This is a genomic window from Streptomyces parvulus, from assembly GCF_014648855.1.
In the GTDB taxonomy this organism is placed as follows: Bacteria; Actinomycetota; Actinomycetes; order Streptomycetales; family Streptomycetaceae; genus Streptomyces; species Streptomyces parvulus.
Genome location: NZ_BMRX01000006.1, coordinates 185,510 through 197,426, shown reverse-complemented (window position 1 = coordinate 197,426; position 11,917 = coordinate 185,510). Strand labels below are relative to the sequence as shown.

At 72.0% G+C, this 11,917-nt stretch carries 11 protein-coding genes; 6 read left to right on the top strand and 5 right to left on the bottom strand.

The window, feature by feature from the left end; all coding sequences use genetic code 11:
- From IE108_RS12970 to IE108_RS12960, 3 genes are read right to left on the bottom strand one after another with little or no spacing between them, the layout of a single operon-like run.
- Nucleotides 1-807 (bottom strand): MlaE family ABC transporter permease, encoded by an 807-nt coding sequence (locus IE108_RS12970; protein WP_064727727.1) that lies wholly within the window; start codon nucleotides 805-807, stop codon nucleotides 1-3.
- A gap of 5 nt (nucleotides 808-812) precedes the next feature.
- The gene (locus IE108_RS12965; protein ID WP_064727728.1) at nucleotides 813-1,577 is read right to left on the bottom strand and encodes an MlaE family ABC transporter permease; all 765 of its coding nucleotides are present in this window, start codon (nucleotides 1,575-1,577) and stop codon (nucleotides 813-815) included.
- A complete protein-coding gene (locus IE108_RS12960; protein ID WP_064727729.1) occupies nucleotides 1,574-2,584 on the bottom strand; it encodes an ABC transporter ATP-binding protein in 1,011 nt (336 codons plus the stop codon). Before IE108_RS12960 ends, IE108_RS12965 begins: the two co-directional genes overlap by 4 nt.
- Nucleotides 2,585-3,236: 652 nt before the next feature.
- Between IE108_RS12960 and IE108_RS12955 the strand changes: the two genes are divergently transcribed.
- The 6 genes from IE108_RS12955 to IE108_RS12930 all read left to right on the top strand — a co-directional run bounded on the left by IE108_RS12955 (nucleotide 3,237) and on the right by IE108_RS12930 (nucleotide 10,507).
- Nucleotides 3,237-3,878 carry a zinc-binding metallopeptidase family protein gene (locus IE108_RS12955; RefSeq protein ID WP_064727730.1) on the top strand — a complete coding sequence of 214 codons (642 nt, stop codon included), beginning with the start codon at nucleotides 3,237-3,239 and terminating at the stop codon, nucleotides 3,876-3,878.
- Between the two features lie 145 nt (nucleotides 3,879-4,023).
- Nucleotides 4,024-5,685 (top strand): DUF6801 domain-containing protein, encoded by a 1,662-nt coding sequence (locus IE108_RS12950; protein ID WP_064727731.1) that lies wholly within the window; start codon nucleotides 4,024-4,026, stop codon nucleotides 5,683-5,685.
- A gap of 61 nt (nucleotides 5,686-5,746) precedes the next feature.
- Nucleotides 5,747-6,688: a hypothetical protein gene (locus tag IE108_RS12945; RefSeq protein WP_064727732.1), complete on the top strand. Its 942-nt coding sequence runs from the start codon at nucleotides 5,747-5,749 to the stop codon at nucleotides 6,686-6,688.
- A 183-nt stretch (nucleotides 6,689-6,871) separates the two neighbouring features.
- Nucleotides 6,872-8,080 carry a helix-turn-helix domain-containing protein gene (locus IE108_RS12940; protein WP_064727733.1) on the top strand — a complete coding sequence of 403 codons (1,209 nt, stop codon included), beginning with the start codon at nucleotides 6,872-6,874 and terminating at the stop codon, nucleotides 8,078-8,080.
- Nucleotides 8,081-8,225: 145 nt separating this feature from the next.
- A complete protein-coding gene (locus IE108_RS12935; RefSeq protein WP_064727734.1) occupies nucleotides 8,226-9,782 on the top strand; it encodes a substrate-binding domain-containing protein in 1,557 nt (518 codons plus the stop codon).
- Nucleotides 9,783-9,838: 56 nt separating this feature from the next.
- Nucleotides 9,839-10,507: a histidine phosphatase family protein gene (locus IE108_RS12930; RefSeq protein ID WP_064727735.1), complete on the top strand. Its 669-nt coding sequence runs from the start codon at nucleotides 9,839-9,841 to the stop codon at nucleotides 10,505-10,507.
- A gap of 27 nt (nucleotides 10,508-10,534) precedes the next feature.
- Here IE108_RS12930 and IE108_RS12925 read toward each other — a convergent pair whose 3' ends face one another.
- Together IE108_RS12925 and IE108_RS12920 are read right to left on the bottom strand one after the other, a co-directional pair.
- Nucleotides 10,535-11,188, bottom strand: coding sequence for a DUF4360 domain-containing protein (locus IE108_RS12925; RefSeq protein ID WP_064727736.1), 654 nt, complete (start codon nucleotides 11,186-11,188; stop codon nucleotides 10,535-10,537).
- A gap of 140 nt (nucleotides 11,189-11,328) precedes the next feature.
- A complete protein-coding gene (locus IE108_RS12920; protein ID WP_064731735.1) occupies nucleotides 11,329-11,823 on the bottom strand; it encodes an RrF2 family transcriptional regulator in 495 nt (164 codons plus the stop codon).
- Nucleotides 11,824-11,917: the final 94 nt, after the last annotated feature.

Here is an 11,917-nt window from a genome sequence, read left to right as displayed (position 1 = left end):
TCACCCCGCCACCTTCACGGTCGTGGTCGCGCCCCACAGGGCCAGCGACAGGAAGAAGTCGGTGACGCTGATCAGCACGATGGCGTTGCGCACGGAGCGGCCGACGGCGACGCCGACGCCGGCCGGGCCGCCCGAGGCGCGGTAGCCGTAGTAGCAGTGGGCGACGATCACCATCACGCTGAAGATCAGCACCTTCAGTACGGAGAGCAGTACGTCCGTCGGCGAGAGGAAGAGGTTGAAGTAGTGGTCGTACGTGCCGCGCGACTGCCCGTTGAACAGGACGGTCACATAGCGGGAGGCGAGGTAGGAGGAGAGCAGCCCGATCGCGTAGAGCGGGACGATGGCGACCACGCCGGCGATGATGCGGGTGGTGACCAGGTAGGGCATCGAGCGGATGCCCATGCCCTCCAGGGCGTCGACCTCCTCGTTGATGCGCATGGCGCCCAGCTGGGCGGTGAACCCGGCCCCGACGGTGGCGGAGAGGGCGAGCCCGGCGACGAGGGGGGCGATCTCGCGGGTGTTGAAGTACGCGGAGACGAACCCGGTGAAGGCGGCGGTGCCGATCTGGTCGAGGGCCGCGTAGCCCTGGAGGCCGACGACGGTCCCGGTGAAGAGCGTCATCGCGATCATCACGCCGATGGTGCCGCCGATGACGCCGAGGCCGCCGGAGCCGAAGGCCACCTCGGCGAGGAGGCGCTGCACCTCCTTGAGGTAGCGGCGCAGGGTCCGGGGTATCCACAGCAGGGCCCGTGCGTAGAAGAGCAGTTGGTCGCCGGACCGGTCGAGCCAGACGAGCGGGGAGGCCATCGGTCTCAGCCTCCCTTCGGCGGGACGATCTGGAGGTAGACGGCCGTCATCACCATGTTGACGAAGAAGAGCAGGAGGAAGGTGATGACGACGGACTGGTTGACCGCGTCGCCGACGCCCTTGGGACCGCCGCGCGGGTTGAGGCCGCGGTAGGCGGCGACGATGCCGGCGATGAACCCGAAGACCAGCGCCTTGAGTTCGCTGACGTACAGGTCGGGCAGCTGGGCGAGGGCGGAGAAGCTGGAGAGGTAGGCGCCGGGGGTGCCGCCCTGCATGACGACGTTGAAGAAGTAGCCGCCGAGGATGCCGACGACCGAGACCAGGCCGTTGAGCAGGACCGCCACGCCCATCGCGGCCAGGACCCGGGGCACGACGAGCCGTTGCACCGGCGAGACGCCCATGACCTCCATGGCGTCGAGTTCCTCGCGGATCTTGCGGGAGCCGAGGTCGGCGCAGATGGCCGAGCCGCCGGCGCCGGCGATCAGCAGCGCCACGATGAGCGGGCTCGCCTGCTGGACGACGGCCAGGACGCTGGCGCCGCCGGTGAACGACTGGGCGCCCAGCTGCTCGGTCAGCGAGCCGACCTGGAGGGCGATGACGGCGCCGAAGGGGATCGAGACGAGGGCGGCGGGCAGGATGGTCACGCTGGCGACGAACCAGAACTGCTCGACGAACTCGCGGAACTGGAACGGTCTGCGGAAGACGGCGCGGACGACCTCGGCGGCGAGCGCGAAGAGCCGGCCGGTCTGCCGCAGCGCACCGGTGATCACGCGCCGCTCCCGGCGGCGGGCATCGGCAGGGTCGCCGCCCGGGAGTCCCTCGCGTAGGTCTCGCGGATGGCGGTGCGCGCGGCGGGCGGCAGCGTGTCGATCATGCCCAGGACGCGCTCGCGCCGGCGGGCGACGGCCTTGCGCGGCGGCAGGCCGGGGGACGGCTCCAGCTGCGGGACGATCACCCGGGGCGCGGCGGGGACGGCGGGGGCGGCGCCCGCCTCGGCGGCGAGCGTGGCCGCGTCCTTCTCCTCGGACATGCCGATGGGGCCCTCGCGCCGGCCGCCGAGGAACTGGGAGACGACCGGCTCGTCGCTGGTGAGCAGCACCTCGCGCGGACCGAAGGTGACCAGCTCGCGCAGGAAGAGCATCCCCATGTTGTCGGGGACGGTGGCGGCGATGTCGAGGTTGTGGGTGACGATCAGCATCGTCGCGTCGAGCTGCGCGTTCAGGTCGATGAGCAGTTGGGAGACGTAGGCGGTACGGACCGGGTCGAGCCCGGAGTCCGGTTCGTCGCACAGGATGATCTGCGGGTCGAGGACGAGCGCGCGGGCCAGTCCGGCCCGCTTGCGCATGCCGCCGCTGATCTCCCCGGGGAGCTTTCCCTCCGCGCCCAGCAGTCCGACGACCTCGATCCGCTCCATGACGATGCGGCGGATCTCGGACTCCTTCTTGCGGGTGTGTTCGCGCAGCGGGAAGGCGATGTTGTCGAAAAGCGACATGGAACCGAAGAGGGCTCCGTCCTGGAACATGAGGCCGAAGAGTTTCCGGGTCTCGTAGATGTCCCTTTCCGGGCTGTTCACCATGTCCACTCCGTTGATGAGGACACGGCCCTGCTCCGGTTTGAGCAGCCCGATGAGCGATTTCAGGAAAACGGTCTTACCGGTTCCGGACGGGCCCAGCATCACGCTGACCTCTCCGGCCGGAAGGGTGAGTGAAACGTCCCGCCAGATGCTCTGCTTACCGAAGGACTTGGTCAGACCCTCGACCACTACTTCGATTCCCATATCACCTCCAGCGGACGTCAATCGGATACGCGCCGCGGGCGCACGTTAATTCGGCGCCGAGCGCACTGACAACGGGTCGGCACCGGATCTCCGGCGGCCCCGGCGAACTTGTCACCGCGCAGACAACACGGTGGCCCCGGACTTGTCTCCGGGGAGACAGGGCAGGGTCGCGCGGTTCCGGGGGGTGTGGCCCCGCGGGACCCTGCCGGCGGACACCCGGGCCCGATGGAGGGAGGGCCGAAAAGTGTCCGTCGTGGCTCCGGCCGACGGGGGCCACCGACCTGGAACCGAGCACCGCACCGGCACGTTACGGCCGAGTAACCTCGGCGGGCAACACCGGAATCGGAGTTTTCCGTGATGCCGACTTCGGCCATCCCGAACCTGTCATCCAGGGAACAAAAACCGCTCCGGAACTTGTCGGCCGGTGAGTGTACGGACCCGTTACGGGCGCCCTCGCTGTGAACAGCACCGACGCCGTTCACTCGGCGCCGACTTGGCGCCACGTGAGCAACGGGAAGCACGGACCACTCACCCCGGAAACAGCTGGTCCGACTTTTAAAAGAATCATGGACTACCGCATTGTTCGGCTAAGTTTCCCGCGAGTAACGTCAGGCCCGTCTTCGCCGGTCAACCCTCAAGGAGAGTCCCGAGCATGAAGAAGAACACGAGAAGGTCGGCCATCGTGGTCTGCGCGGCCGCGTCGGCGCTGGGCCTCGCCGTCGGTCCGTCCTCGGCGGTGCCCTCCACGGTGTGGACCGTCACCCCCTCGCCGGCCGCGTTCAAGGCCACCAACGTCGGCAACATCGTGCTGACCGCCACCATCCCGATGACCTGCACGGTCTCGGGAGCGGAGGGCACGATGAACAGCGCCACCGGCAACCCCGGTGACGTCGCCGACATCACCACCATGACCTTCGGCTCGTCCGCCTCGCCGTGTACCAGTGTCCTGGGCAACGTCACCACGACCTCGGTCGTCCCGTGGGACGTCATCGCGGTGGACTACAACGCCTCCACGGGCGTCACCAAGGGCCACATCGGGAACGTCAAGGCGCAGGTCACCGCCGGCGCCTGCAAGTTCACGGTGGTGGGCAAGGCCTCGGCCACCTACACCAACTCCACCGGCGTCCTGGCGGTCAGCAGCGTCGTGGGCGACCTGTCGGTGAGCAGCAGCCCGGCTCCGGTCAACTGCGGCTCCGTCGTCACGACGGCCACCAAGCCCACCTTCAAGGGCAACTACGCCGTCAAGGTGAAGAGCACCAACGCCATACCGACGATCGTCGGCTCCAACCCGTAGGCCACGGCCGCTCACGTGCGCCCGGCCGGCACCCCGGCCGGGCGTTCGCGAGCCGGGTGCCGCACCCCGGCACCGGCCTCCGGGTCCGAGCCGCCCGGTACCGCCCGACCGCCCACGCTGCCCGAGCCTTCCGAGCGGAGTCGCCTTGAAAGCCCAACGAGCCGTGGCACACCGGCCGCCCAGGGTTCGCGCCCGGACCACGTCGATCGCCGCGTTCGTCGTGCTCGCCGCCCTGATCCCGACCACGGCCTCCTCGGCCCCGGGCACCCGGGAGACCGACGTCGAACTCCCCTACGTCTGCACCCTCCCGTCGGGGCCCCTGGCCGCGACGGCGCGGATCACGGCCGAGTTCCCGGAACGCGCCGCGGCGGGCGAGGCGTTCGCGCCGTCCGGCGTCACCACCTCCGTGCAATTGCCGGCGGAGGCCGTCGCGGACCTCGCCGCGCGCGGCGCGGGCGAGGTGCGGGCGGCGACCCGGCTGGAGGTGGCCGTCGCCCAGGGCACGGCCGGCGCGAAGGCCACCTGGCGGGGCGGCGCGGAGCCGGTGGCGCTGCCCGAGTCGGGACCGCTGACGCTGGTCTCGAAGGGCGACGTCCCCTCGGTGGTCGGCCGGGGCGACGGCGACCTGACCTTCACCGCGGGCGCCCTCTCCATCGACCTGGCCCTCGACGCGGCCAACCCGCCCGCCGCGGACCCGGCGGCCACCGCAACCGCCGCCCACGCCGACGCCGCGGGCCCCGGCTCCGGTTCGCTCACCGTCGACTGCACGCTCGCCGAGGACGCCCCCGGGCAGGGGCTGCTGGCCACCGTGCCGGTCGGCGAGGGCGGTTCGCCGGGCCCGAGCGGATCGCCGTCCCCGTCCCGGGGGACCGGGGAGTCCGGCGAGTCCGGCGAGTCCGGGGCTCCGGACCCCGAGGCGCGGGGCGACCGGGAGGACGGGCGGTCGGACGGGTCGCCCGAGGTGCTGGAGACCGCGCCCGGCGCCGCCCCGGACCGCGACGACGTACCGCCGTGCCGCTACGACGAGCAGACCCCGCCCACCGACGTGTCGCTCAACGCCTACGTCACCGGCTACGCCAACGTGAACAAGATGGACGGCGCCGCCTACCTCCCGCCGTCCTGCCTGCTGATCGAGCAGGGGCTCCCGGTGGACGGCCCGCCCGACCCGGAGCACATCATCTTCGACACCGTGTCGTGGGCGAACTTCCACTATCAGGGGCGCAAGCAGACACCGCCGTTCCCGAGCACCTTCCTGTCCTTCGACTTCGCGCCGGTGAAGGCCACGATGGTGCTGGAGCAGACCGGGCCCATCCGGATCGACTCGCGGATCAAGCTGCGCCTGTCCGACTTCACCACGGTCACCGACACCTACGTCCGGGCACCGCTGGTCGCGCACGTGACCGAGCTGGAGGTCAACGGGACGCCCCTGGACGTCGGCCCCGACTGCCGGACCGAGACGTCCCTCACCTCCGTGGACCCGGATCCGGCCCATCACCCCGGCGACCATCTGGTGCTCTACGGCCGGGGCGAGCAGCTCATCGGCCAGGAGGCCACCGGCTACCTGCTGCTCAGCGGCGGCACGCTGTCCGGCGAGACGAGCATCCCCGCCTTCACGGGCTGCGGCACGGCGGACGGCGAGGACCTCGACCGGCTGCTGACCGCCTCCGTCTCCGGCCCCGGCAACCACATCAAGCAGGTCCAGGGCCAGACGTGCGCGATCGCCGCCCCGGTGTTCCCCACCCCCGAGACCCCGGGCCAGTGCACCGAGGACCTCCAGCCCTACGAGATCCCCGTCGCCGAGCGCTGACCCCCCGCGCGCCCCCGCGCCGAGCCCTCGCACCCCTCCCACCTCACGGAAGGCCACCACCATGCGTCCGAGCTCCGCCCGCACCCGCCTCGCCACCGTGTCCGCGCTGACCGCCCTCGGCGCCTTCGCCTCGCTGGGCACGGCGACCGCCGCCGACCCCTCGCTGAACGGCGAGTGGGCCCCCTTCACCCGCTGTCCCGTCGACGCCCCGGCGATGCTGGCCGCCGACGGCGTGGAGAAGACCCCGCAGTGCGTGGTGTCCACCTCCGCGAGCGGCTCCATCAAGCTGGGCAACACCACCGTGGTCACCGGCCGGACCAACCTGCAGATCGGCGTCGTGCAGAACGCGGACGGCACCAGCGCGGTCGTCGCCCCGTCCTCCGGCGCGCTGGTCGCCGAACCGGCCTCCGTGCCCGGCGGGCTGCTCGGCCTGATGTGCCCGAGCGACATATTCGTGATCACGGGCATCTGCCAGTCCCTGGAGAACTCCAGCCTCAACAAGATCACCGCGACCATGGAGTCCGTCGGCGCGCCCTACGCCTTCGACCAGACCGCGGGCGTCCTCACCGACATGCCGATCGTCGCCCTGCCGGTCCGCATCCACCTGGAGAACCCGCTGCTGGGCGACAAGTGCTACATCGGTTCCGCCGCCAAGCCGATCGTCCTGCGGCCGGAGAACCGCACCTTCCCGGAGTTCGGGATGTCCTTCTTCCGGGGTGACGGCACCCCGGACGAGGCCGGCGAGATGAGCCGGATCAACCTCACCGGCGCCACCCAGAACGACAGCACCTTCGCGGTGCCCGGCGCCACCGGCTGCGGCCTGAACGTGGGCCTCATCAACGCCGCGGTCAACGCCAAGACCGGACTGCCCTCCGCGGCCGGCAACAACAGCCTGACCCTCGCCAACACGCAGACCCACCTCACCGGTCTCAACGCGCCCGGCACCGTCGTCCCCGACGCCGGCCGGATCGTGGCGCGGAACTGGCACTCCGCCGTCAAGTAACGGCCGGGGGCCCACACAACAATGGCACGATTACTCCCCAAGAGATGTACATCACACCGAAGTTGATTTACCGTCGGCTAGCCAAGCCGGTGAACGCCTGGTGGACCGGCCAGGTTCCGCCCCACGCGACGCGGGACCCGGCCGGCCGCCCCACCGGACATGTCGCAGAGCAAGGGAATCCTCATGCCCTCCATCGCGCGTCCTTCGGTGCTCGGTGAACCGCTCGACCCCCTCCCCAAGAAGTTCGCGGCCTTCATGCGCCCCCTGCTCCCCGGGCTGCTGAACGAGATCCGCATCGAGGTCACCCGCAGCTACCCGGTCTACGGCAGGCTGCTCAACGGCCCGGACGGGGACGCGATCCGCCAGGGGGTCGAGCAGGCCCTGACCGCCTTCGTGGACCGGGTCGACAACCCGGGCAGCAGCTCGGAGCTACGGGACGAACTGCTGCGCCGGTTCGGCCGGGTGGAGGCCTACGAGGGCCGCGACCTGGAGGTCCTCCAGGGCGCCTACCGGCTCGGCGCCCGCATCGCCCTGCGCCGGGCGAAGACCCTGGGACGCCAGTACAGCCTCTCCCCCGCGCTGATCCTCGCCTTCGCCGACGCCCTCTTCGCCTACGTGGAGGAGCTGGAGGCGATCACCCGCGAGGGCTACGCCGAGGTGCGGGAGCGGGCGGCCTCCGAGGAGTCCGCGTTACGAAGACAATTACTCCACTTCCTGCTGACCGCCTCGCCGCTGCCCCGTACGACCATCTCCGAACTGTGCAAGGCCGCCGCCTGGGAGCTGCCCCGCTCGTGCTTCCTCGTCGCCCTGCACCATCCGGCGCCCGAGCACCTCCAGACGGCGCTCGACCGGGACGTCCTCACCGACCTGGACATCCCGCAGCCGCACCTGCTCGTCCCGGGGGACCCCACCCCCGCCCGCCTCGACATGCTCCGCACCGCCCTGGCAGGGACCCGCGCCGCGCTGGGCCTGACCGTGCCGATCGCGCAGGCCGCCGACTCCGTGCGCTGGGCCCGCCGTGTGCTGCAGCTCGTCGACGACGATGTCATTCCCGACGAGCCGCTGGTCCGCTGCGAGGACCATCTGACGACCCTGTGGCTGCTGTCCGACGCGGCCCTGGTCGACCACATCGCGGCGCGCGAACTGGCCCCGCTCGACGAACTGCCGGCCAGACGGCGGGACCGGCTCGTCGAGACCCTCCGCGTCCACGTCTCCACCCGGGCGCCGGCCGAGCAGGTCGGCGAGGTGCTGGGCGTGCACGCGCAGACCGTCCGCTACCGCCTGCGGACCCTCGACGCCTACCTGGGCGACCGGCTCGCCGACCCCGACCACCGCTTCGCCATCGAGGTGGCCCTGCGCTCGCTGCATCTGCGCGGTCACGACGACGCGTAGTGCGCGAGCGCCGTACGGAGAACGCCGGGTGTCGCAGATGACCGCCGCGTGAATTCGAACGGCGGACTCGGCGAACCCGCGGGCCCGTCCGCCCCTCCCCCGCCACCATGGCCTCCCGTGTCACCGTCCCGAGGGGGAGCCGGACGTGAACGTGTCGTGGGAGTCCGTGGCCGCCGTCCTGGGTCTGACGGTGCCCGTCGTCGCCGCGCTGTGGGAGTTCGTGCTCGCGGGGCGCAAACGGCTGGGCTACCGCGTCCAGTTGGACACCACCATCCGGGACTCGGCCGCCTCGGGTCCCGAGACGACGGTGCTCCAGCGGATGCAGTGGGACGGGACGAACCTGCGCGACCCCTCGGTGGTCCTGCTGCGGATCGAGAACGCCGGCTGGAGCCCGCTCGTGGCCGGTGACTACGTCGCCCCCGCCAACGACCCCGTGGGCATCACCATCGCCTTCCCCGGCCGCCGGGTGGTCGGCATGACGGTGACGGAGCGCAGCCCCCAGGTGCCGCCCACCTTCTTCGTGCCGGGCGCCGAGGGGTTCGAGACCACGGGCCGGGTCGTCAAGCTGCCCAAGGTGATACTGAACCGCCGGGCGCACTACAAGGTCCTCGCGGTCCTGGAGCGCGAGGAGGGCTTCACCGAACCCGAGTTCCCCGAGCCGGAGGTCACCGCGGGCGTCGTCGGCGGCGTGCGCGGCGGGAACATCAAGAAGACCGCGTACTACCCCTTCGCCTCCCGGCAGGTCCGGTGGCTGCTCGCCGCGCTCATCGTCGTCAGCGCCACCCAGTCCGCGCTCACCTTCGCGGGCGGCGACGACACCGCCGCGCCGCTGGACTGCGCCGCCGGCACCCTGCACCTGTCCGGCTCCACGGCCTTCGCGCCGGTGCTGCGGGAGGCCGCGCGGCAGTACGAGCGGACCTGCCCGGACGCCCGTATCCCGCTGACCGCCAACTCCTTCAAGGGCAGCGTCGACGGTCTCGACACCCTGGCCGCCACCGGCGCCGACGCGCACCTCACGGGCGGCCGGGGCCTCGGGAACCGGCTGTCGTTCAGCGACGGCCCGAAGTCCGACGGCCGGCCGCAGCTGCTGCCCAGACCCGTCGCGCTGTCCCTGTTCACACTGGTCGTGCACGAGGACGCCGGCGTGCGGGACCTGTCCCTGAGGCAGGTCCGGGACATCTACGCCGGCCGGGTCACCAACTGGAGCCAGGTCAAGGGCAACGACGTCCCCGTCCGCCTGGTCAGCCGCAACCCCGGCTCGGGCACCCGGACCACCCTGGAGCGGCAGGTCCTGGCCGGCCGCGCCCTCCCGGCGGTCACCACCGCCGACTGCGCGGGGCTGGCCCCGGACCGGCCCGGCCGCTGCGAGGTGGGCGGCACCGCGACGCTGCTCGACACGGTGGCGTCGACGCCGGGCGCCCTCGGCCACAGCGAGGTCAGGGCCGCCTCGGCCCACACCGGGGTCCGGCAGGTCCGCATCGACGGCTACCCGGCCACCCTGGAGGGCGCCGACGAGGGGGCGTACCCGTACTGGCAGACGGAGATCGCCTACACCTACGGCGAGCCGCCGGCCGACTCGATCGCCGCGGGCTTCCTGCGCTACCTCGCCGACGAGGTCGGCAAGGACGTGATCCGGTCCAAGGGCCACCGCCCCTGCTCCGAGCTGGACAAGCCGCTGCTCTGCCGCCCGGACGGCGCGTGAGGCGGGGATGGCACAGTGGAGGTCCCCGTCCCGGCCCGAAGGAGACTGATCCGTCCATGCGTCTGCTGCTCATCCGGCACGGCCAGACCCCGTCCAACCTCAAGCACCTGCTGGACACGGCCGCACCCGGTCCCGCGCTGACCCCGCTGGGCGAGGAGCAGGCGGCGGCGCTCCCGGAGGCGCTGGCGGACGAGCGGATCGAGGCCCTGTACGCGTCGACACTGCTGCGCACCCGGCTCACCGCGGCGCCGCTGGCGGCCCGGACGGGGCTGGAGATCGTGGTGAGGGACGGCCTGCGGGAGCTGTCCGCCGGGGACCTGGAGATGCGCGGCGACCGTGAGGCCGTGGAGACGTACCTGACGACGGCGCTCGCGTGGTCCGACGGGGACACCGGCCGCCGGGTGCCGGGCGGCGAGAACGGCGTGGAGGCTCTGGCGCGGTTCGACTCCGTGGTGGCGGAGGCCGCGGCCACCGGGGCGGAGACCGTGGCCATGGTCAGTCACGGCGCGGTGATCCGTACCTGGACGGCGGCCCGGGCGGAGAACGTGGACACCGCCTTCGCCGCCGCCCACGGCCTGGGCAACACCGGTGTCGTGCTCCTGTCCGGCGCCCCGGACTCCGGGTGGCGCGTCCTGCACTGGGAGGGCCGGCCCGTCGGCCCCGAGGAAGGCGGCCCGCGCGAGGGCGGTCCCGCCGGGGAGAGCGTCGGGGACGCCGCCGGCTGACCGCCGGGGCCGCGGGCCGGCCGCCGGTCAGGACTCCGGGCACTCCTTCCACGCCAGGTGGTAGACGGTGCTGATGTCGCCGTCGGTCGAGTCCATCGTCATGAAGCTCACCTTGCCCGGGTCGGAGGTCCCGGCGCTCACCCGCAGCTCGGTGTTGATGTTGAAGTTGCGCTGGACGCCGCAGGGCGCCCAGACCAGCTGGGCCCAGTCGGTGGTGTCGGTGGCCTGCCAGTTGTCGTTGAGCGGACCGCTGAAGGGGTGGGTGCGGAACTCGGTGTTCGGGGAGCCCTGGAAGTAGTAGGAGGCCCGCTGGGTGCCCTTGGCGCCGGGCTGGAGGGCGGCGAAGCCGCGGTAGTCCGCGCTCGCGACCGCGTACGTGAAGCCGCCCGGGACGTGGACCAGCAGGTTGAGCTGGCAGTTCTTGCGGAAGTCGGTGGGCGCGGAGCCGCCGCCCGCCTGGGCGAGGTAGTCGCTGTAGGTGACGGTGAACGCCGTGTTGTCCTCGGAGACCGCGACGGCCGCCGTGCCCTGCGGGCAGCCGGAGCCGTTCACCGTGGCGACCTTGATGACGATCTTGTCCGGCGGCGGGTCCTCGAACCCGCCGGAGGGCTGGTGCTGCGCGGGCAGTACGGAGGTGAGGAGCGCGGCGAGGGTGCCGCTCAGGAGCAGGCCCGTGGCCATGGGTCTCCCTTTCCGGGACGGTGGGGGGTGGATGCGGTGGCACGCGTTCGCCATCTACACATGTTCTGCACATGACATTCACGCGATGTCCGCATCGTAGGGAGCCCCCGGCGCACGCGCACAGACACGTCCCCGGCCATTCACACCGGCCGGTTCCCACCCCCCGGGCGCGTCGCCCGCGGGTTCTCCCAGGCGGCCGGCTCCGCCGCCAGTTCCCGCACCGGGTCCGGCAGCGTGCCCGCGGCCAGGTCGGCGATCGTCACGCCCTCCAGGATCCTGCGCACGTTGGCGCGCAGCGCCACCCACAGCGGCAGCAGGGGTCCCGCCGTGCCGGTGTACACCAGCCCCGTGGGCCGCTCCCCGCGCACCGAGACGATGGGCCCGTCCACCGCCCGGATCACGTCCGCGACCGTGATGGCCGACGCCTCGCGCGCCAGCCGGTACCCGCCGCCCCCGCCGCGCCGGCTCTCGACGATGCCGCCGCGCCGGAGGTCCCCGAGGATCCCCTCCAGAAATTTGTGCGGAATGTCCTGGACGGTGGCCACGTCCTCCGCCTTGACCGGCCGGTCCTCCTGCTGGACGGCCAGTTCCAGTACCGCCCGCACCGCGTAGTCCGCACGCGCCGAGATCCTCATACCGACCATTGTGGCGTCCGCTGGAACAATGGCCGGGCACGGACGGTCCCGCCCCGGCGGCGGCAGCACCACAGGCACGGCTACAGGAGAGGCT

Bases quoted from the DNA above. Each gene is read 5' to 3' on its own strand.
- IE108_RS12970 (WP_064727727.1), bottom strand. From the start codon at position 807: ATGGCCTCCCCGCTCGTCTGGCTCGACCGGTCCGGCGACCAACTGCTC.
- IE108_RS12960 (WP_064727729.1), bottom strand. From the start codon at position 2,584: ATGGGAATCGAAGTAGTGGTCGAGGGTCTGACCAAGTCCTTCGGTAAG.
- IE108_RS12955 (WP_064727730.1), top strand. From the start codon at position 3,237: ATGAAGAAGAACACGAGAAGGTCGGCCATCGTGGTCTGCGCGGCCGCG.
- IE108_RS12945 (WP_064727732.1), top strand. From the start codon at position 5,747: ATGCGTCCGAGCTCCGCCCGCACCCGCCTCGCCACCGTGTCCGCGCTG.
- IE108_RS12940 (WP_064727733.1), top strand. From the start codon at position 6,872: ATGCCCTCCATCGCGCGTCCTTCGGTGCTCGGTGAACCGCTCGACCCC.
- IE108_RS12930 (WP_064727735.1), top strand. From the start codon at position 9,839: ATGCGTCTGCTGCTCATCCGGCACGGCCAGACCCCGTCCAACCTCAAG.
- IE108_RS12925 (WP_064727736.1), bottom strand. From the start codon at position 11,188: ATGGCCACGGGCCTGCTCCTGAGCGGCACCCTCGCCGCGCTCCTCACC.
- IE108_RS12920 (WP_064731735.1), bottom strand. From the start codon at position 11,823: ATGAGGATCTCGGCGCGTGCGGACTACGCGGTGCGGGCGGTACTGGAA.